This is a genomic window from Streptomyces sp. WM6386, assembly GCF_000972385.1.
GTDB lineage: Bacteria > Actinomycetota > Actinomycetes > Streptomycetales > Streptomycetaceae > Streptomyces.
On the sequence record NZ_JXTE01000002.1, the window covers coordinates 160,952 to 180,595 of the forward strand.

The following is a 19,644-nucleotide window of genomic DNA, read 5'->3' on the forward strand; positions in this document are numbered from 1 at the left end:
GGGGTTACTTCGTGACGGGCTGGGGCTGCACCCGGGGCGGGGCAGCGGGCATCGGCGGGATGACGACCTGGCCGACCGGCCGGAACGGAGCCAGGAACGGCAGCTCCGGGGTGAGGTCGGCGAACTCACGGCAGACCGCGGCAGCTTCATCCGGCGTGGTCTCCGGGGTACGGATACGCGACCAGCCACCGGAGGTGTCACCGGCCACCGCCACCCCCGGACGGTCCGGAGCTATCGAGGTCACCGCGACCACCGCGTCCGGGGCAATATCGCCCAGGCCCATGTCGGCGGTCTGCTTGTCGTTGACGCGGTGCACCACACGGCCGGTCAGCTGGGCCCGCAGAGCAGTAGCACCGCGGCCGAGGTCGGAGCCGAAGCGCTGCCCGCACACCTCCAAGAAGATGCCGATCGCACGGGCCATCTGCCCCAGGCGCACCAGCTGCATGACCGTGTGGTCGCGGGCCGGTTCGTCCTTCTTAGAGGTCACCAGAAACAGTTCGGCGATCTCGTCGACGAGGACGATCAGCGGCACCGGCCGCACCGCATCGGACAGTTCCCACAGGTCGGAGACGCCGTAGAGGGCGAGGAGATCGAAGCGCTCTTCCATCTCGGCAACCAGGGCATCGATCAGAAGCCCGGCGTCCTCGGGATTGGTGACCAGCGCAGACAGACGCGGCGCGTACCGGCCCTGCTCCACACCGCGCTTGCAGTCGATCCCGATCAGCCCGACCGGCAATTGAGCCAGCCCCTTGATCAGGTTGCGCTGATACATCGACTTGCCGGACTGGTTGGCACCCAGCGTGAGCGCCATCGGGACCTTGCGGTAGTCCCGCTCAAAGACCGTGCCGTCCTCCCGCAGCGCCACCGGAACGACCAGGTCATGAGGCCGTGCCTTCCGCGGCAGGTTCACCTTGGCCAGCACGTCGTAGCCAGTCATGCGCAGCTCGACATAGCCGGGCTTGGTCTCCGCGATGGTGACCGAGCGGACTCCCCAGGCGTGGCGGAGGCGTTCGGTGGACGCGGCGAGGTCAGCGGGCTCCAACCCGGCAGGCAGGCGCAGGGTGATGCGCAGGCCGGTCGAGGTCGGGCGAACCCGGCGAACCCTCGGCGGCACCGGCCGGACCTCACCACGGGCCACATTGCGCCGGACGAAGGCACGGAACCTGGACGGCTGCACCGTCAGCCCGCACACCTCCATCGTGTCCCGGTAGGTCCAGGTGAACCGGCCCCACGTACGAGGCAGACCCACCAGCGACCAGTACACGCGCGGCGCACGGGACTTGGCGACGCCGAGCCCAGCAACACCAGTCGCAGCCCCGGCCAGCTCCATGTAGGTCGTGAGGTCGGTCATGATCAGGCCCCCAGCGGGGTGACCGCGACCGCGCGGAAGCTGATCCCGTGCCGCTTCTGGCCGTTGAACTCGTTCTCCCAGTCCCGAGCCTTCAGCCCGGTGACCGCGACCGGCGTACCCGGCACGAGGCTCGCGGGGAGGCCAGTCTCCGGGACGGTCACCTGGTAGAGGTTCCCCTCCCCCTCATCCGAGACCAGCAGGCCCACCGTGGACATGCCCACCGCGGGGTTGTCCCGGTCCACGGCCCGCTCACCGGTCCGCTTGTTGACCATCTTCGGCTCCGGCGCAGTCGCCACGAACACCTGAGCGGTCGTGAGGTCGATCTTGAACGACGGCATGAGCACATCCCTCAGTTCCTGGAGACCGCCCGTTTGCGACCTCTCTAGACATCTCCAGTAGGTCACACGTCTCTAGAGACGTCAAGGGAATCTGTATAGAGATGTTGAGGACGCGGGATTGCGGCTACACGAGAGGTCGGGTGCGGCATGCATGGCCTAGGCTGTCTAGAGAAGAAGGGAGGGCTCCCGAATGACCACCACCGACGACGACCGTCGGCCGAAGTACCAGCGGATTGCGGACTCTCTACGCGAGGCGATCCGGTCCGGCGAGTACAGTCCCGGTGATCGGCTTCCGGGAGAGAACGACCTCATGGCCACCCACGGCGTGGCCCGCATGACAGCCCGTCAGGCCTTGGGTGTACTCAAGGACGAGGGTGTCGCCGAGTCCCGCAAGGGTGCCGGTGTCTTCGTACGTTCTTTCCGCCCCCTGAGGCGCCAAGGCATCAAGCGCCTCGCGCAGGAGCAATGGGGTAGCGGCCGGTCCATCTGGTCCGCCGACACCGAGGACCGCACACTCGTTGTGGATCAGGTGACGGTGTCCGAAGAGACGGCGCCCGCACACGTTGAGCAGGTCTTGGACCTGGGTGACGAGGACACCGTGTGCGTGAGGCGACGGCGGTTCGTTTTGGATGGGAAGCCCGTTCTGCTCGCGACGAGCTATCTCCCGACATCGATGGTGGCGGGGTCGCCGATCACGCAGGCAGACACGGGACCCGGTGGAACCTACGCCCGACTTGCCGAACTCGGGTACAAGCCAGTGCACTTCCGTGAGGAGATCCGCTCGCGCATGCCCACGAAGCATGAGGCGGGACAACTGAGCATCTCCGCGGGAACGCCGGTCATCCTCATCTGCCGGACCGCGTTCGCGGACGAGGGACGCCCCGTCGAGATCAACGAAATGACGCTCGATGCCGCCTCGTACATCCTGGAGTACGACTTCGACGCGTAGGCCAGCGCGAGTTGTTACAGATTTCTCTACCTCATCAAGCCCCGGCTGCGCTCCGCTCCGCCGGGCGCGCTTCCCGGCTCTGGCTGCGCCCGCGCTCCTGCCTTCGGCCCGCTCGGCGCTGCCGCCGCCGACGCGCGCCCACATGTGGATAGGGCCGGAAGCCATGAGTCGACCACCGCATAGCGCGGCCCACGGTCAGGACGATGCCTCCGGCGGGGGATCGGCCGGCACCGGGATGGAGGGGGCGCCATTCCCGACTGCGGGCCCGTAGTGGCGTGCGCGGGGTGCTCCCATCCCGTCCACCATCGACCCAGGCAGAGCCGAGCAGACGCGGCCCATGGCGTCCAGGTCGTTCGTACAGTGGCGCGCTCCACCTGGACGCCATGAACCACGCCCGCTCCACGGTGTGTGGGTCGACGGCGGACGGGATGGGAGCTGGGGAGAGTGGTGGGTGAAGGTAGATCGTTGACGCATCCAGGAGAACCCCGCGATGATGCGCGTCATGTTGCAGCTCAGCGCGCAAGCCACCCATGGCGGCCGGGTGTTCCTCTTGATCTGGGGTGTGGGCGCACTGGTCATGGGATCGGCACTCGCTTCGAAGAAGGGGTCCGCCTGGTTTCGCGCAGTGGTCGTATCGGGGCTCCAGGGAAGACCTGTGGAGCAGGTCCGAGCGCAGAACTTCGGCGGCCTGCGAGTGATAGCCACTGGGGTTGCCGTAGCAGGGCTGATCGGAATGGGGGCGGCGATCGTCCTGCTGTCCCGAGGCTAGAGCACTCGTGCTTGTCAAGACCGCGCGTGTCGGCTGACACCAGCGGCTGACACCAACAGCCGCGCACAACGACGGCCGCCGTTGAACTTCTATGGCCAGTCACCGCGAGCAGCACAGGGATTGAGGCAGGCGATCAGAACCCATGATCGACCTGATAAGGATGAGGCCACAGGTTCAAATCCTGTTAGCCCCACAGACGAAGAACAAGAAGTCGGGTGCCTCCCAATGGGAGGCACCCGTTCTTTGTTTTGGCGGCAGTACGAAGGCTGGGCGATGGGCTCAGTCACCCAAGCACGACACCCCCGGTCGATGGAGACCGGGGGTGTCGCTTGTCTGTACGTCTATGTAGCGGGCGTGTACGCAAGTTCGCCGTTACATCGTGGAGGGGACGGCGCTGTCAGCGCTGGAGGGGTGTGGCCGGCTCGGCGGCCGAGTCGTCGCAGGGGGACGTGACCCCGTCGGTGTCCTCCGTGTCCGCGGGCGGGCGGTTGCGGCAGCTGGGGGTCTTGCCGTGAGCCTCGGCTCGAATGCGCTGCTTCATCGTGGGGGGCAGGGACCTGGTGTAGGACCAGGGCCAGAGGGATGGCGCCGGTGCCGCGGCCTCGGTGCTGCTGTTGCGGGTCGTCTCGGTCTGCGGTACGGCCGCGGCGGCGGTCGTGGTGATGAGTCCGAGCGTCGTGCACAGCGCCAGGAGGGCGGTGACGATGGCGTTCCACACGTTCATGACCTTGTTCTGGGCCATGGCCCCTCACTTTCGGGTTGGGCGATTTGCGTACTTTCCTCATGATGTGTATGGGGGCCGCGAAATCATGGACCGACGCCCGTGGCGCGTCGATGTTCAGATGAACACCACCCGGATGGGTGCAAGGAGCCCGAAAAGTGGAGGAGAGTGGAGGAGAAGGTCCAAAGTGACCGTCCGTGGAGGTGTGATCACCCTCCGATCGGAGTGGCATCATCCGCTTCTACTGCGGTGTGCAGGACGGAAGTTGAGGGGCTGACGCAGGTCACCGATCGGTATCGGTCGGTGTGTATAGTCGGGCGCCAGAGGTCCCCTACGTCAAGGAAAGACGAGGTCGCACGGTGAAGAAGCTTCTCCTGGTCGCACTGGCCGCCATCGGCGGGCTCCTCGTGTACCGCCAGATCCAGGCGGATCGCGCCGAGCAGGATCTGTGGACGGAGGCGACCGACTCCGTGCCCACGGGTTCGTGAGTACCGACATTCGGTTCTGAACAGACCCCGGCCGCCTCGCGGTCGGGGTTTTGTGTTGCGTGAGACGCAGCCGGGCAGGATGAGCCACGATCAGGCGACGGCGAGGGGTGGCGCGTGATGGGGCGGCGTACGGTGCGGTGGCGCGGCGTGTGCGCGGCTGTCGTGGGAATGGCCCTGGCCGCCCTTCTGCCGGGACAGACGGCCCTCGCGGCGAGTACCCCCAGCCCCTCTTACGGGTTCGCGCCCGACGTCCGGTCGGTCACCGGCGCCGCGACCACCTCGGACGCCGAGTCCCTCGACATCGGCGAGACGTACAGGAGCACCCTCCCCGCGAGCGGCGAGCTCTACTACCGCCTCGTACTCGACGCGACGTCGGACACGTACGTCTCCGTCACTGCCGTCCCGCGCGCGGGCACGACGGTCTCCACCGGCGGCGGCATCAGGGTGTATCTGCAGGACGCCGACAGCCGCTCCTGCTCCTTCGAGAGCGCCTACTTCGGAACGAGCCGCAGTCCTCGGCCGATCGTCGCCTGGGGAGCGAGGGAGGCCTTCACCAATCGCGCCCTGTGCAAGGGCGGCGGCCTGTACTACGTGCGCGTCGAGCGCATCGACGGCACGGACGTATCGCCCGGCGAATGGGACCTGGAGCTCTCTGCGGTCTCGGAGTCGCCCCTGGACCAGGCTGAGGCGACGAGCCCGCCGCAGAGCTGGAACTCCACGCCCCCACAGCCTCCGACGGACCAGGCCGTACGACGTCCGGGCGGCGCGGGTTTCGACGAGGCCGTGCCGGTGAAGCAGGGGGTCTGGAGCGCCGATGTCGCGCCCGGACAGACACTCTTCTACAAGGTGCCGGTCGACTGGGGGCAGCAACTCCACGTCACCGCCGAACTGGGCAGCACGACCCGCGGCCGCTATGTGGGCAGTGCGCTCATCACGTCCCTGTACAACCCCGCACGCATGCCCGTCGACGACGTGGCCATCGGCTACAACGGCACCCAGAAGACGGACTCCCTCAACCCCTTGCCCCCAATCGACTACTCCAACCGCTACGACTCCTCCCGACAGGTCAGAGCGATGCGGTTCGCCGGCTCGTACTACCTCGCCCTCCATCTCTCGTCGGCCATGGCCGAGAAGTACGGCGACAAGCCGTTCGGCGTGACGCTGCGGGTGCGGGTCGACGGCACGACCGAGACGGCACCCGCCTACGCGGCGCCGTCCGATCCGCGGAGCCTCTTCGAGGTGTCGGCACAGGACCGGGAGGCGGCGGCCGAGGGCGGGGGCGCGGGAGGCGACGCGGTGATGAAGGTGGTCGCCGTGGCGGGGATCGGGGGCGGGAGCCTGGTGCTGGCGGTACTGGGGACGTGGACGGTGATCGCTCGACGGAGGACGGCCGGGGCCGTCGGGTAGAAGCGGGGGTTCTGGTGCCCGTGCGTGCTCAGATCCGGGTCAGCGCCCAGAAGCCCACGGCGTAGCAGGCCAGCGCGAGAAGCAGCATCGGGACGACCACCTTGGCCGGAGGGCCGGGACGGCGTCGTGCCCTGCGCGCTCCTCTGCCTGCGCGGTGCCGCGAAGTTTCCTGGGCCGGAGGTGGAACCTGCGCGACCTGAGCCGTGTACGAAGCAGTAGAGGCATCGGCGCGATGGAGCGGCGGTGACGCCAGGGGCGGCGCCGGGTAGGGCGGTGCCTGCGGTCGGGGGGAGGGCAGGACATGCGTGGGGTCATCGGGGGAGACACGGGAGGGCTGGTGCTGCGCGCCCTGCTGTGTCTGTGCCGGTGTCTGGGGGTTGTCCGGGGGGCGCAGCTGAGGGGAGGAGCCAGTGGCCTGCGGGGGTGGCAGAGGGAAGCTGCCGGTGTCCGACATGCTGGGCGGCTGCGCGGCACCGGAGGACTCGGAGGGGGACGCCGCCGGCCGTGGCCCGGTGCTCTGACGGGGATCGGGCGGTACGGCACCGGGGGTGTGGCCCCGACGCGGATCCGCCGGCACGGAGTCGGTGCCGGGCCATGCGGAGGCGGGGTCGTCTTCCCGCGCGGACGGCCGGACGCCGGTGTCCGGTCCCGGGGTTGCCTGCCCAGGCGCTGGGAAGCCGGCACTCGGTCCTGGGTCGACCTGCCCGGACAGTGGCCGGGGCACCGTTCCCGACCCCGAGGAATCCCAGCCCTGCCCGGTGTCCGAGAACCCCGTCCGTACCCCCGGCGCGGGCTTGAGCGGCCCCGCCGGACCGAACCCCGGTGGCAGTGGCCCCAGTTGGTCGAAGATCTCGATCAACTCGTCGTCGGGGCCCGGCTCCGGAAGAAGCTCCGCGGCCGCGGCGAGCGCCTTGCGCGCCCCCGTGGCGGTGCGGAACCGCGCCTGTGGATCCGGCTGCACCAGCGTCGCCACGACCTGCCACAGCGGCTCGGGAATGCCCTTGGGCGCACTCGGCGTCCCATGCGCCGCGAAGTACTGGACGAGAGCCTTGGCGTCCGGCTTGGCGCCCTCCAGGAGATACAGCGCGACCAGGCCGACGGCGAACAGATCGGCGGGAAAGTCCGGCTCCGAGCCCATCATCTGCTCGGGCGAGATGTAACCCGGCGTCCCCACCACGAGGTTGGTCTCCGTCAGCCGCGGTTCGCCCAGCCGCATCGCGATGCCGAAGTCGGACAGCCGCAGCCGGGGCCGACCGGTACCGGTGGCCTCCAGCAGCACGTTGGCGGGTTTGATGTCCCGGTGCACCACATCCTCCGCATGCACCGCCGCCAGCCCCGACAGGAGTTGGTCGAGGAGCGTGCACACCAAGGACGGCGGCAGAGGACCGTAGTCCCCGATCAGATGGGCCAGCGAACCACCGGCGACCAGATCCATGGTGAACAGGACCTTGTCGTCGTCGGCGGCCCAGCTGGCGGGCGCGAGCACATGGGGGTGGTCGATCCGCAGCGCCTGTTCGCGGACGAAGCGCAGCAGCGAGTGCGCGTCGCTCTGCTGCAGCACCTTGGCGGCGACATACCGACGACGGCGGTGGTCCCAGGCGCGCCACACGGCGCCGACACCTCCGCGCCCGATCGGATCGACGAGTTCGTACCGGCCGGCGAAGACCTCACCCATGGCAGTGCGTCGCTCCTCCCCCTGCGGTCTCCCCCCTTGCCTCCCCCTCCACGAGCGATACGACTCCCGCCGCACCGCTCCAGGATGAGTGACGCCCCTCGCACCGCCCCCGGCGAGTGACACGGCCCGTCTCCCGGCCGGTGAGTGACACGCCCCCACGTGTCCCTCCCCGGATGAGCGACGACCCCCGTGCCCTCTCCGCGCGGCGCAACCCCCTAGCGCCTCCTCGACCGTCGGCCCGGCTGCCGAACCCCCTTCGGCGACCGGGCCGCGGGGTCAGCTCTGGTGGGACTGGTAGTGCGAGACCGCGTCGGAGGTGCGGCCCGCGCCGTAGACCCGGAGGAACTCTGCCAGTTCCGGATGGGTCGGGGCGAGGGTGTCCGCGGCCTCGATGATGTCCCCGGCGGCCGCGACCGACCGCAGCAGCGACTGGATCTCACGGACGACCCGCTTGACCGTCGGCGCTCCCGAACTGCTCGTCGTGGTCGTGGCGTTGCTGAGCACCGAGCCCCCTTGCGACTTCTTGATCTCGTCCATCCGCTCGGTCGCCTCGGCCGCGCTGACGCTGCCGTCCGCGACCTGCCTCGCCAGGTCCTGCAGCAACTGCACCCGCTGGACCACGGCTGGATTGCCGATCTTCGCCCGCTGACCGCTCATCAGCTGCGACAGCATCGGTGCGGACAACCCCAGCACCCCCGCGAGACGAGCCTGGTTGAGACCAAGATCGTCGATGAGCTTACGGAAGAGCGCCCCCAGCGGCTCCCCGTACCAGTTCCGCTGCAGTTCCCGCGCTCTTGCGGTCGCTTCCTGCTGTGCGGCGTCCATTGCGTCTCCCCATCGCTTCCCCAAATACCGCGGTTCGCTGTAGCGAACCACGCCGAGCATCTTACGGAGAGTGGTCGTTCATCGGGACCCCCAATCTTTTTGCGAGATACCGGGGGCGACCCGGTACTCTGGTCTGCGACGCCCACCGGTATGAGTCACTTCCGGTCGGACGCTCCCCTTCCGGGGCCTTAGCTCAGTTGGTAGAGCGCTGTCTTTGCATGGCAGATGTCAGGGGTTCGACTCCCCTAGGCTCCACACCTCGGACCGGTCAGACGCCCTTCACGGCGCCTGGCCGGTTCTTGCATGTGCCGGTTTTTCACGCGCCGGATCCGCGTGTACGGCGGGTGTGGACGGAGAAGGGCTCCCGAGGTGACGTGCGTCACTCGGCAGCACCTGAGGCGTTGCGGATATTTGCGCAAACGTGAGAGGCGGCAAGGTGTCGGAGCCTGTCGAGCGAGTAGTCGACCGGATGCCGGAGTCGATGATTCCGCTGGTGGAGGCCTTGTGGGGACTGATGGGAGCGTGTGCTGGTAACCAGGGCGATGCTCTCCGTCAGCAAAGTCTGTGCGGAACGTGCACATCCGAACCGTTGCAAACGTCATCGTGGGTGCAGAGGGCAAGCATCCGCTGTTCCACGTGAAACATCGCTGTGGGGCAGGAGACCCTCAAGTCTCCTGCCCCACAGCGATGTTCGGAGTGCCGGACGTCAGTGCCGTTCGTCGCGGTGCGCGGCCTCCTCCTCGGCTTCCTTGGCCTGCACCTCAGGGTCGAGCACGGACTGGCCGCTGCCGTCGACCGACGTCAGCCGACTCGACTCCGGGACCTCCGTCGCGGTGGGCGGCTCGACCAGCCAGTCGGGGTTGGCCTGCTTGTCCCACCACTTCCAGGCGGCGAAGGCGCCGCCCGCGAGGACACCCGCGATCGCCAGTGCCTTGGCGAGACGACCGGCCCTCGCCCGGCGCTCGTGCTTACGGGCCAGCTTCTCGATCTGCTTGGCCGAGACCTGACCGCGCAGCGCGAGCAGCGCGGCGGCACCACGAGATGCGGCCTCGTCCCTCACGGGCCCGGCCGCGGCCACGGCCTGCTCGATCCTCGGACGTGAATAGTCGGTGGCCTGCCGGGCAGCCTTGCGGGTGCGGATGGCAGCCTCATGGGCGGCCTGGTCGACCTTCGGCGGCACATGCGTCAGAGCCTGTTCCAGACGCGGCGCGAGATGCGCGTCGTACTGGACGCGGGCCTGCTCGGCCGCCTGCGACACCTTCGGCGCGAGCCGTACGCGTGCCTCGTGTGTGTAGTGAGCGGCCCTGTCCTTGGCCGTGTCGGCGTAGGGCGCCACCACTTCCGCGGCGTGCAGCACGCTGTCCTTCGCCGAACCGGTCGCGGCGCGCACGCTGTCGATGCGGGTCACGGGAATCCTCCTCCTCGGTGGCGTACGGTAATTCGACTTTCCACCCTTTTACGGATCATGCCTGCCAACGGGCACTTGAGCATGTGAGGGCGGGCATCCGGGTCATGGGAGCTGACTCCGGACCATCTCCGATCAAGAGCTGCTGAAGAACCGATCACATGCAATAGCGGATGAATACAGGGCAACGGGAGCTTGTCGTCGACAATGCCACGGATCGCCGACGAACGCCCCCAGTCCGGAACCACTCGACCGGTTTTCTGCAGGCGACACCCCGCGACGGACACCCGGAGAAGGACGACGGGGGACGGATCGCGTCGACCGTGCGAGGATCGGGGGAGCTACAGAAAGACAACGGAAGGCAGATCGTGGCCGAGCAGCTCTACGCCACCCTGAGGACCAACCACGGTGACATCGAGGTCCGGCTCCTCCCGAACCACGCGCCGATCACGGTCAAGAACTTCGTCGAGCTCGCCACCGGCGAGCGCGAGTGGACCAACCCCGCCACCGGCGAGAAGTCCACGGCCAAGCTCTACGACGGCACGGTCTTCCACCGGGTCATCAGCGGCTTCATGATCCAGGGCGGTGACCCGCTGGGCAACGGCACCGGCGGCCCTGGCTACCAGTTCCAGGACGAGTTCCACCCGGACCTCTCCTTCAACAAGCCCTACCTGCTGGCCATGGCCAACGCCGGACCGGGCACCAATGGCTCGCAGTTCTTCGTCACCGTCGGCCCCACGACATGGCTGAACCGCAAGCACACCATCTTCGGCGAGGTCACCGACGTGGCCAGCCAGAAGGTCGTCGACGCCATCGCGGACACGCAGACCAACCCGCGCACCTCCCGCCCCGTCAACGACGTCATCATCGAGTCGGTCGTCGTCGAGACCCGCAAGGGCTGATCACCAGGCCCCGCAAGGGCCGAGGCGGACGCCCCGGCCCATCGGCGCCAGGCCCACCAGGGAACCAAACGCCCCGCTCGTCCGTAAGGATGGGCGGGGCGGTTTCATTGCATACGACGACTTAGGGGACCCCATGGACCAGGCGCCAGGCAGCCCACAGGGCCCGGAGGACCAGGGCCCCCAGCAATCCGAGGGCCCGCCCGGCTGCTACCGCCACCCCGACCGCGAGACCGGCATCCGCTGCACCCGCTGCGAACGCCCGATCTGCCCCGAGTGCATGGTCAGCGCCTCCGTCGGCTTCCAGTGCCCCGACTGCGTCCGCGGCGGCTCCGGCACCGGTCACCGCCCCGACGCCGCGATGCCCCGCACGATCGCCGGCGGCACGATCGCCGCCGACCCCCGGCTGGTCACCAAGATCCTCCTCGGGATCAACCTCGCCGTGTTCATCGCCGTCCGGGCATCGGACTCACTGCTCAGCGATCTGGTCCTCATCGGCGCCTGGCCGCCGGCCCCCTTCACGACCACCGAGGGCGTCGCGGACGGACAGTGGTACCGCCTGGTCACCTCGATGTTCACGCACCAGGAGATCTGGCACATCGCCTTCAACATGCTGAGCCTGTGGTGGCTCGGCGGCCCACTGGAGGCGGCCCTCGGCCGTGCCCGCTACCTCGCGCTCTACCTGGTGTCCGGCCTCGTCGGCAGCGTTCTGGCCTATCTGCTGGAGTCCCCGACCACGGCCACGCTCGGCGCCTCCGGTGCCATCTTCGGCCTGTTCGGCGCCACCGCCGTCCTGATGCGCCGGCTCAACTACGACATGCGGCCGATCATCGCGCTCCTGGTGATCAACCTGATCTTCACCTTCAACCCTGCGTTCGACATCTCCTGGCAGGCCCACATCGGCGGCCTCGCAGGAGGAGTGGTCATCGGCTACGCCATGGTGCACGCCCCGCGCGAGCGACGAGCCCTGGTCCAGTACGGCACCTGCGCCCTGGTCCTCGCCCTCGTCGTCGTATTGACGCTGGTGAGGACGGCTCAGCTCACCTGAGCGGGGCAGTTGTCCACAGCGGGTGGCGAATCTTGTGCATAGTGTGCGCGAACAAGCGTGCCCCCTGTCACTGACCTGTGTTTCCGCAGGTCGGACAGGGGGCGAACATGCTTTCGGGTGACCGGTAGTTCCGTCACACCGGCGTCAACACTGGATGGGTTATCCACAGATGGTCGTTCTTTTTCCCCACTGTGGAAAACGTTGTGGATAACTCAGCGGATAGCCCTGGGTAGAGCTGTGTTCACCGCGAAGCAGCCACTACTTCCACTGCGTGGAGACGCCGAATCCCGCGGCGATGAAGCCGAAGCCCACCACGATGTTCCAGTTGTCGAGCTTGTCGATGGGAAGCGAGCCGTCCGTCACATAGAAGACGACGATCCAGGCCAGCCCGATGACGAACAGGGCCAACATGACGGGTGCGACCCAGGCGCGGTTGGTCAGCTTGATGCTGGTCGCCTGCTTCGCCGGCGGCGGCGTGTAATCGGCCTTCTTGCGGATACGTGACTTCGGCACGAGGGTCTCTCCTGTCGATGCGCTGCGTGGCCGCGCAGGTAACTAGGTCGGGCTCGGGGCAGCGTACAAGGGGACACTTAGTGCTCCCCCGGGCGTCCGTTAGCGTAGTGCTTCCGCGGCGCCGAAGGAGATAAGGGTACGTTGAGCAATTCTGCCGACTCCCCCCAGGCCGGATCCAGCCCTGTCCGCAGACGGGGTTTCCGGCCCGTGCGGCTGCTCACGATGGCCGTCTTCGCTCTCGCGGGCCTCATTTTCTTCACCAGCTTCAATACGGCCAAGGGCACCAATATCCGCACGGATGCCTCGCTGCTGAAGCTGTCCGACCTCATCCTGGAGCGCAGCCACAAGAACGGTCAGCTGGACGAGACTACCGGGACGCTCAGGGACGACGTCGAGGCGCTGGCCGAGCGGGACGACGGCAGTACCAAGGCCGAGGACGACAAGCTGGCGGCGCTGGAGAAGAAGGCGGGGACACAGAAGCTGAAGGGCGAGGCGGTCTCCGTCACGCTCAACGACGCCCCGCCGGACGCCACCGCCAAGCTCCCCGGCTATCCGGAGCCGCAACCGGACTACCTGGTCATCCACCAGCAGGACCTGCAGGCCGTGGTGAACGCCCTGTGGCAGGCCGGCGCCCAGGGCATCAAGGTCATGGACCAGCGGCTGATCTCCACCAGCGCCGTGCGCTGCGTGGGCAACACGCTCATCCTCCAGGGCCGGGTCTACTCACCGCCGTACAAGATCACGGCGATCGGGGACCCGGAGAAGCTGAAGACGTCGCTCGCGGCGAGCCCGACGATCCAGAACTACATGGTGTACGTCAACGTCTACGGGCTCGGCTGGAAAGTCGAGGACGAAGGGACGGTGACTCTGCCCGGCTACTCGGGCACAGTGGATCTGCAGTACGCCAAGCCTGTGGAGTAGGCCTTTCTGGAGCCGCCGGTGCGTGTCGTCGTCAGGACTGTCAGCGAACTCTGCATCACCGTCGGCAGCGTCATAGTGCTCTTCGTCGTCTACGTGCTGTTCTGGACCGGCGTGAAGGCCGACGACGTCATGGGCGAGCAGATCGACCAGTTGCAGGACCAGTGGTCGAAGGGGAGCGTGCGGCAGCCGACGGGGGGCGCCCCGTCCGGTAGGCCGGAGCCGACGGCGTACAAGAGCGGCAAGCCCTTCGCGATCATGTACATCCCCCGGCTTGGTTTCACGTGGAACAAGCCGGTGCTGGAGGGGACGGCCGTCGGCACCCTGAAGAAGGGGCTCGGGCACTACGCGCGGACCGCGCGGCTCGGGGAGAAGGGCAATTTCTCGGTGGCCGGTCACCGGCGTACGTACGGCGACCCCTTCAAGGACTTCCCCAGGCTGCGGCGCGGGGACGCGGTGGTGCTGACGGACGGGACGACCTGGTTCACGTATCGGATCGACAAAGGCCCCTACAAAACCGTGCCCACGGACGTTGAGGTGATCGATCCTGTGCCACGTAAGTCGGGGTATACGCGCTCCGGCCGCTATCTCACCCTGACCACGTGCGATCCGGAGTGGGGGCACAGTCACCGGCTGATCGTGTGGGCGCATCTGGACTCCACACAGCCTGTGGAGGAAGGGAAGCCGACGGCCCTGCGCCGTTAGTCTGGTGCGGTACGGCGTGAGTCTGGTGCCGTGGTGCGACGGAAGGGACGGCATGTACGGCTGGATCTGGCGGCATCTGCCAGGGAACGCGTGGGTGAGGGCTTCCATCTCACTCGTGCTGGTGCTTGCTGCGGTCTACGTCCTTTTCCAGTACGTCTTCCCGTGGGCCGAACCGCTGCTGCCCTTCAACGATGTGACGGTGGACAACCAGTGAGTGCGCGGATTCTCGTCGTCGACAACTACGACAGCTTCGTCTTCAACCTGGTGCAGTACCTGTACCAGCTGGGCGCCGAGTGCGAGGTGCTGCGCAACGACGAGGTGTCGACGGCGCACGCCCAGGACGGCTTCGACGGTGTGCTGCTGTCGCCGGGTCCGGGGACGCCGGAGGAGGCGGGCGTCTGCATCGAGATGGTCCGCCACTGCGCCGCGACCGCGGTGCCCGTCTTCGGTGTGTGCCTGGGGATGCAGTCGATGCAGGTGGCGTACGGCGGTGTCGTGGACCGCGCGCCGGAGCTGCTGCACGGCAAGACGTCGTTGGTGGAGCACGAGGGCAAGGGTGTCTTCGCGGGTCTGCCGACGCCCTTCACGGCGACCCGCTATCACTCCCTCGCGGCCGAGCCGGAGACGGTGCCGGCCGAGCTGGAGGTGACCGCGCGGACGCACGACGGGATCATCATGGGGCTGCGCCACCGTGAACTGCCCGTCGAGGGTGTGCAGTTCCACCCCGAGTCGGTGCTGACGGAACACGGGCACCGGATGCTGGCCAACTGGCTGGTGGAGTGCGGCGACCAGGGTGCGGTGGCGCGAAGCGCGGGGCTGGCCCCGGTGGTGGGCAGGGCCTCGGCGTGACCGCACTGCGCCCCGAGCGCGAGTCCGGGACCTCGTACGGGGAGCAGTCGTACGAGGATGCCGGTGCGCTTGGGGAGTGGTACGACAGTGCGTCGTACGACGCGGGGGGCAGGGCGGGTGCCGATGAGCCCTGGGTGCCGCCCGCCGACGACGAGACGGTGGCGCTGCGGATACCGGAGCCGCCGCCGGCCCGAATAGACGGGTCCGTATCGGCGTCTGGATCGGTGTCCGACGCCTCGTCCGCCACAGGAGCCCCCGGAACCCCTGCGGGGGGCCGTGCGGCCCGTAGAAAGGCCGCCAAGCGCCGTGGTGGGCGTCATGGGGGTGGAGCGAGGCCTTCTGCGGAGTCGGTGGAGGCGTCGGACGACGGGAAGCCGTCGGCTCCGCTCTCCCGAGTCGAGGCCCGGCGGCGGGCGCGGGCGAGCAAGCCGGGTCCGGCGGTGCTGGCGAGCCGGGCGGTCGGTGAGGTGTTCATCACGACCGGCGTTCTGATGCTGCTGTTCGTCACCTATCAGCTGTGGTGGACGAACGTGCGGGCGCACGCGCAGGCCGGCAAGGAGGCGAGCACGCTCCAGAACGAGTGGGCGAGCGGGAAGCGGGCGCCGGGCGAGTTCGAGCCGGGGCAGGGGTTCGCGCTGCTGCACATTCCCAAGCTGGACGTGGTCGTGCCGATAGCGGAGGGCGTCAGCAACAAGAAGGTGCTCGACCGGGGCATGGTCGGGCACTACTCCGAGGGTGCGCTGAAGACGGCGATGCCGAGCGCGAAGACCGGGAACTTCGGGCTCGCGGGGCATCGGAACACGCACGGCGAGCCGTTCCGGTACATCAACAAGCTCAGCAAGGGCGACGAGATCGTCGTGGAGACACAGGACGACTACTTCGTCTACAAGATGACGTCGTCGCTGCCGGTGACGGCGCCGAGCAACACGAGCGTGCTCAATCCGGTTCCTCCGCAGTCGGGTCTCACCGAGCCGGGCCGCTACATCACCCTGACGACCTGTACGCCGGAGTTCACCAGCAAGTACCGGTTGATCGTCTGGGGCAAGATGGTCGAGGAACGGCCGCGCAGCAAGGGCAAGCCGGATGCGCTCGTCCAGTAAGGGCAGATGAACAGTGGCAGCGACCGCGGAGCAGCACGAGGTCACCGACACCACCCCCGCGCCGCGCCGCCGCGGCATGGGCCCGATCGCCACAGCGGTCAGTGTCTTCGGTGAACTCCTCATCACGGCGGGCCTGATCCTCGGCCTGTTCGTCGTCTACTCGCTGTGGTGGACGAACGTCGTCGCCGACCGCGCGGCGGGCAAACAGGCCGACAAGGTCCGCGACAACTGGGCCCAGGACACGGGGCCGGGTGCGCTGAACACGAAGAACGGCATCGGCTTCCTGCACGTCCCCGCGATGAAGAACGGCGAGGTCCTCGTCGAGAAGGGCACGTCGGCGAAGCAGCTCAACGACGGTGTCGCCGGTTACTACACCGACCCGGTCAAGGCGACGCTGCCGATGTCCGGCAAGGACGGCAACTTCTCCCTCGCGGCCCATCGCGACGGCCATGGCGCCAAGTTCCACAACATCGACAAGATCGAGAAGGGCGACCCGATCGTCTTCGAGACGAAGGACAAGTGGTACGTCTACAAGGCGTACGCGATCCTTCCGGAAACCTCGAAGTACAACGTCAAGGTCCTGGGCGCCGTCCCCAAGGAGTCCGGCAGGAAGAAGGCCGGCAAGTACATCACGCTGACCACCTGCACGCCGGTGTACACGTCGCGGTATCGGTATGTGGTGTGGGGGGAGTTGGTGCGGGTGGAGAAGGTGGACAGTGCGCGGACGTTGCCGAAGGAACTGCGCTGACCGGGTCACCGGGAACAGAATGAAGAAGAGCTGTCTCCCCGGCGAAAACGGGGGAGACAGCTGTCAAAGTCCGCGGAGTTTCCTATGGGTGGTCTTTGGCTTTTCTTTGTTTCAGCCGCAGTGAACGGCGTTCAGCGTGCGCTTGGCCCAGACGTCGTTGTGGCGGGTCTGCGCAAAGATGGTGATGCAGCGGTTCGAGGCTGTCACGTCCACGGGACCCGCGTAGTACTGGTAGTAGCCGTAGTCGCCGTCGATCGGGGTGTCGGCGGTACACGCCGCGCCGGGGGTGGAGCCGGCCACGCAGCGCCAGATCTGGACGTCTATGGCCTGGGGGTTGCTGGTGCCGTAACCGCCCGCGCTGGTGCGGACGTTGGAGGCGCAGTTCGTCCCGGTGGCGGAGTCGTAGTAGAGGTAGATGTTGCTGTAGGTCGTGCCGCCCGACGTCTTCACCGCATAGGTGTCGATCTGCGAACCAGGGCAGCCGTAGCCGGCCGCGCTGGCCGACGGGGCCATGATGAAACCGGCCAACATCGTGAAGAAGAGTGCCGAAATTATCGCGGTAATCCTGCGCACGGTCATTCCTTTCTTACGTCTGTGAATTAGCCGTGCGAATTCTGGCAGTCTGTTGATCAAGCAACAAGATCGCCCAACGGGGCGAACCGCCCACTTCGGGCGATGGCTTTTTGTGATCTGCGCCACCCTGTAAAGCCCTGAGGGGCTGGTCGCTTCAGAGCGACCAGCCCCTCAGATGGGGTCGACCAGGGGTCAGTCCTCGATGCGGGCTGCTGTTCCGGTGGTGCCGCCGAAGAAGCCGCCACCGCCGTTGTTGCCGCCGTTGTTGTTGTTCTGGGCCACGGCCACCATGTTGACTGCGGTGCCCTTGGCGACCTGGGTGCCCGGTTGCGGGTCCTGGGTGAGGACGATCGCGTTGTCGTCCGAGGTGCCGCCGATCTGACCGACCGACAGGCCGACGTCCTGCAGGGCCTTCTTGGCGTCCTTGACGCTCAGCTGGGTCACCTGCGGTACCTGGACCTGCTCGTCCTCGGCGGCCTTGCCGAGGTGGATCGTCACCGTCGAGTTCTTGTCGACCGAGGAGCCGGCCGCCGGGTCGACGCTGATGACCTTGTTGACGAGGTTGTCGTCCTCGGTTTCCGTGTCGGTGACGCAGTTGCCGGTGAGGTTGCTCTCCGTCATCCGGGCCTTGGCCTCGTCGCAGGTCAGGCCGCTGACGTCCGGGACCGTGGACTTCTGGATCTCTGTGGCGACGGTGAGGGTGATCTCCGTGCCCTTCTCGACTTCCTTGCCGAAGACCGGGTTCTGGTCGAGGACGGAGCCCGTTTCCTCGGTGGACTCCTTCTCCTTCTTCTTGACCTTCAGTCCGAAGTCGTCGCCCTCGAGTTTCGCCTTGGCGTCGTCGAACTGGTCGCCGATGACGCTGGGGACGGTGACCTTCGGGGCGCCCGTCGAGACCACCAGTTCGATGGTCGACTTCTTGTCGACCTTGGTGTCGGGGTCCGGGTTCTGGTCGCAGATGTTGCCCTTGGGCTGGTCCTCGCAGGTCTTGCTGGTGAACGACAGCTTCAGGTCGCTGTTCGTCGCCATCTGCTCGGCGTTTGTCTTCGTCTCGCCGATGAAGCGCGGCACCGCCACCTGGTCGTCGGCGGCGTTGTTCCCGCTGAACGCCCACTTCCCGATCAGGATCGCGCCCACCAGGACAAGCACAGCCGCGACGACCAGCAGGATCGTGGACGTGTTGTTCTTCTTCTGCTGGCGGCGGCGGTCCGGGCGGTCGTCGTAGCCGCCGTAGCCCGGGTCGTCCGGGTTCATGGGCGGGAGCATCGACGTGGCGCCGGCGTCCGTGGAGCGCAGGGCCGTGGTCGGCTGGTCGTCCGGGTAGGCGCCGTAGCCGACCGAGCCCATCGCCGCGGTGGCCGCCACGGGCTGGCCGTCCAGGCACGCCTCGATGTCGATGCGCATCTCGTCGGCGGACTGGTAGCGGTAGTTCGGGTCCTTGACCAGGGCCTTGAGGACGATGGCGTCCATCTCGGGCGTGAGCTCGGGGTCGAAGACCGACGGGGGCTGCGGCTCCTCGCGGACGTGCTGGTAGGCCACGGCCACGGGGGAGTCGCCCACGAAGGGCGGGCGTACCGTCAGGAGCTCGTAGAGGAGACAGCCCGTCGAGTACAGGTCCGAACGCTGGTCGACCTGCTCGCCCTTCGCCTGTTCCGGCGAGAGGTACTGGGCCGTGCCGATGACCGCGGACGTCTGGGTCATCGTCATGCCGGAGTCGCCCATGGCACGGGCGATGCCGAAGTCCATGACCTTGACCTGGCCGTTGCGCGTGAGCATGACGTTGGCCGGCTTGATGTCGCGGTGGACGATGCCGGCCCGGTGGGAGTACTCCAGGGCCTGGAGGATGCCGATCGTCATCTCCAGCGTGCGCTCCGGCAGCAGCCTGCGGCCGGAGTGCAGCAGCTCACGGAGCGTGGAGCCGTCGACGTACTCCATCACGATGTACGGGATCGAGACCCCGTCGATGTAGTCCTCACCCGTGTCGTAGACAGCGACGATCGCGGGATGGTTGAGCGAGGCGGCCGACTGGGCCTCCCGGCGGAACCGGGCCTGGAAGGACGGGTCGCGTGCGAGATCCGCGCGCAGCGTCTTCACCGCCACGGTGCGGCCGAGCCGGGTGTCATGCGCGAGGTAGACCTCCGCCATGCCACCACGGCCGAGCACCTGGCCCAGCTCGTACCGGCCGCCGAGGCGACGCGGCTCTTCCATAGCTACCTACCAGCCCTCTCCGTCGGTCCCGACCGGCACTGGTGTGCGGTCGGGGGCTGCCATCCGGGCCTACCGTACCCGGCTGGCTTTGTGTGACCTGGCCAAGCCCGTCACCCGATACAGGACCGGTATCGCAACGTGCACCGATGTGAAGG

The 19,644-nt window shown here is 67.6% G+C and carries 19 protein-coding genes and 1 tRNA gene; 11 read left to right on the forward strand and 9 right to left on the reverse strand.

What is annotated here, in order from left to right:
- Positions 1–4: 4 nt before the first annotated feature.
- Together TN53_RS02025 and TN53_RS02030 are read right to left on the reverse strand one after the other, a co-directional pair.
- The gene (locus TN53_RS02025) at positions 5–1,351 is read right to left on the reverse strand and encodes an FtsK/SpoIIIE domain-containing protein (RefSeq protein ID WP_046256528.1); all 1,347 of its coding nucleotides are present in this window, start codon (positions 1,349–1,351) and stop codon (positions 5–7) included.
- Between the two features lie 2 nt (positions 1,352–1,353).
- Complete coding sequence (locus TN53_RS02030) at positions 1,354–1,689, reverse strand: hypothetical protein (RefSeq protein ID WP_046256595.1); 336 nt, start codon at positions 1,687–1,689, stop codon at positions 1,354–1,356.
- Positions 1,690–1,879: 190 nt separating this feature from the next.
- On the opposite strand from TN53_RS02030, the gene TN53_RS02035 reads away from it, so the two are divergent.
- A complete protein-coding gene (locus TN53_RS02035; RefSeq protein ID WP_046256529.1) occupies positions 1,880–2,638 on the forward strand; it encodes a GntR family transcriptional regulator in 759 nt (252 codons plus the stop codon).
- Positions 2,639–3,804: 1,166 nt separating this feature from the next.
- Here TN53_RS02035 and TN53_RS02045 read toward each other — a convergent pair.
- Entirely contained in the window at positions 3,805–4,149 is a 345-nt protein-coding gene (locus TN53_RS02045; protein WP_046256531.1) for a DUF6344 domain-containing protein, read from the reverse strand.
- A gap of 338 nt (positions 4,150–4,487) precedes the next feature.
- Between TN53_RS02045 and TN53_RS44615 the strand changes: the two genes are divergently transcribed.
- Both TN53_RS44615 and TN53_RS47190 read left to right on the forward strand, forming a co-directional pair.
- Positions 4,488–4,616, forward strand: coding sequence for a DLW-39 family protein (locus TN53_RS44615; protein ID WP_003999697.1), 129 nt, complete (start codon positions 4,488–4,490; stop codon positions 4,614–4,616).
- A 117-nt stretch (positions 4,617–4,733) separates the two neighbouring features.
- Positions 4,734–6,023 (forward strand): hypothetical protein, encoded by a 1,290-nt coding sequence (locus TN53_RS47190; RefSeq protein ID WP_046256532.1) that lies wholly within the window; start codon positions 4,734–4,736, stop codon positions 6,021–6,023.
- Between the two features lie 28 nt (positions 6,024–6,051).
- On the opposite strand, the gene TN53_RS02055 is transcribed toward TN53_RS47190, so the two are convergent.
- Together TN53_RS02055 and TN53_RS02060 are read right to left on the reverse strand one after the other, a co-directional pair.
- Entirely contained in the window at positions 6,052–7,698 is a 1,647-nt protein-coding gene (locus TN53_RS02055; protein ID WP_046256533.1) for a protein kinase domain-containing protein, read from the reverse strand.
- A 276-nt stretch (positions 7,699–7,974) separates the two neighbouring features.
- Positions 7,975–8,523: a helix-turn-helix domain-containing protein gene (locus tag TN53_RS02060; protein WP_046256534.1), complete on the reverse strand. Its 549-nt coding sequence runs from the start codon at positions 8,521–8,523 to the stop codon at positions 7,975–7,977.
- Positions 8,524–8,705: 182 nt separating this feature from the next.
- Here TN53_RS02060 and TN53_RS02065 point away from each other — a divergent pair.
- Positions 8,706–8,778 (forward strand) — tRNA-Ala (locus TN53_RS02065).
- Positions 8,779–9,229: 451 nt separating this feature from the next.
- On the opposite strand, the gene TN53_RS02070 is transcribed toward TN53_RS02065, so the two are convergent.
- Positions 9,230–9,931: a DUF5324 family protein gene (locus TN53_RS02070; protein WP_046256535.1), complete on the reverse strand. Its 702-nt coding sequence runs from the start codon at positions 9,929–9,931 to the stop codon at positions 9,230–9,232.
- A gap of 365 nt (positions 9,932–10,296) precedes the next feature.
- Between TN53_RS02070 and TN53_RS02075 the strand changes: the two genes are divergently transcribed.
- Together TN53_RS02075 and TN53_RS02080 are read left to right on the forward strand one after the other, a co-directional pair.
- Positions 10,297–10,830 carry a peptidylprolyl isomerase gene (locus TN53_RS02075; RefSeq protein WP_046256536.1) on the forward strand — a complete coding sequence of 178 codons (534 nt, stop codon included), beginning with the start codon at positions 10,297–10,299 and terminating at the stop codon, positions 10,828–10,830.
- A 133-nt stretch (positions 10,831–10,963) separates the two neighbouring features.
- Entirely contained in the window at positions 10,964–11,875 is a 912-nt protein-coding gene (locus TN53_RS02080; protein WP_046256537.1) for a rhomboid family intramembrane serine protease, read from the forward strand.
- A gap of 258 nt (positions 11,876–12,133) precedes the next feature.
- Here TN53_RS02080 and crgA read toward each other — a convergent pair whose 3' ends face one another.
- Positions 12,134–12,388, reverse strand: coding sequence for a cell division protein CrgA (gene crgA, locus TN53_RS02085; protein WP_046256538.1), 255 nt, complete (start codon positions 12,386–12,388; stop codon positions 12,134–12,136).
- A gap of 141 nt (positions 12,389–12,529) precedes the next feature.
- Between crgA and TN53_RS02090 the strand changes: the two genes are divergently transcribed.
- From TN53_RS02090 to TN53_RS02115, 5 genes are all read left to right on the forward strand, one after another.
- Complete coding sequence (locus tag TN53_RS02090; protein ID WP_095046240.1) at positions 12,530–13,309, forward strand: DUF881 domain-containing protein; 780 nt, start codon at positions 12,530–12,532, stop codon at positions 13,307–13,309.
- Positions 13,310–13,327: 18 nt separating this feature from the next.
- Positions 13,328–14,011, forward strand: coding sequence for a class E sortase (locus TN53_RS02095; protein ID WP_046256540.1), 684 nt, complete (start codon positions 13,328–13,330; stop codon positions 14,009–14,011).
- A gap of 210 nt (positions 14,012–14,221) precedes the next feature.
- Positions 14,222–14,860 carry an aminodeoxychorismate/anthranilate synthase component II gene (locus tag TN53_RS02105; protein ID WP_046256542.1) on the forward strand — a complete coding sequence of 213 codons (639 nt, stop codon included), beginning with the start codon at positions 14,222–14,224 and terminating at the stop codon, positions 14,858–14,860.
- Positions 14,857–15,960: a class E sortase gene (locus TN53_RS02110; protein WP_046256543.1), complete on the forward strand. Its 1,104-nt coding sequence runs from the start codon at positions 14,857–14,859 to the stop codon at positions 15,958–15,960. The genes TN53_RS02105 and TN53_RS02110 overlap by 4 nt, the downstream gene beginning before the upstream one ends.
- Before the next feature lie 13 nt (positions 15,961–15,973).
- Positions 15,974–16,708: a class E sortase gene (locus TN53_RS02115; protein WP_046256544.1), complete on the forward strand. Its 735-nt coding sequence runs from the start codon at positions 15,974–15,976 to the stop codon at positions 16,706–16,708.
- A 111-nt stretch (positions 16,709–16,819) separates the two neighbouring features.
- Here TN53_RS02115 and TN53_RS02120 read toward each other — a convergent pair whose 3' ends face one another.
- Entirely contained in the window at positions 16,820–17,281 is a 462-nt protein-coding gene (locus TN53_RS02120; protein WP_159038093.1) for a hypothetical protein, read from the reverse strand.
- Positions 17,282–17,473: 192 nt separating this feature from the next.
- On the reverse strand, positions 17,474–19,489 hold the full coding sequence (pknB, locus tag TN53_RS02125; protein ID WP_046256546.1) for a Stk1 family PASTA domain-containing Ser/Thr kinase: 2,016 nt from the start codon (positions 19,487–19,489) through the stop codon (positions 17,474–17,476).
- Positions 19,490–19,644 lie beyond the last annotated feature (155 nt).

Coding starts and splice junctions, on each gene's coding strand:
- TN53_RS02025 (WP_046256528.1), bottom strand. CDS start 1,351: ATGACCGACCTCACGACCTACATGGAGCTGGCCGGGGCTGCGACTGGT.
- TN53_RS02080 (WP_046256537.1), top strand. CDS start 10,964: ATGGACCAGGCGCCAGGCAGCCCACAGGGCCCGGAGGACCAGGGCCCC.
- TN53_RS02045 (WP_046256531.1), bottom strand. CDS start 4,149: ATGGCCCAGAACAAGGTCATGAACGTGTGGAACGCCATCGTCACCGCC.
- TN53_RS02060 (WP_046256534.1), bottom strand. CDS start 8,523: ATGGACGCCGCACAGCAGGAAGCGACCGCAAGAGCGCGGGAACTGCAG.
- TN53_RS02035 (WP_046256529.1), top strand. CDS start 1,880: ATGACCACCACCGACGACGACCGTCGGCCGAAGTACCAGCGGATTGCG.
- TN53_RS47190 (WP_046256532.1), top strand. CDS start 4,734: ATGGGGCGGCGTACGGTGCGGTGGCGCGGCGTGTGCGCGGCTGTCGTG.
- pknB (WP_046256546.1), bottom strand. CDS start 19,489: ATGGAAGAGCCGCGTCGCCTCGGCGGCCGGTACGAGCTGGGCCAGGTG.
- TN53_RS02055 (WP_046256533.1), bottom strand. CDS start 7,698: ATGGGTGAGGTCTTCGCCGGCCGGTACGAACTCGTCGATCCGATCGGG.
- TN53_RS02030 (WP_046256595.1), bottom strand. CDS start 1,689: ATGCCGTCGTTCAAGATCGACCTCACGACCGCTCAGGTGTTCGTGGCG.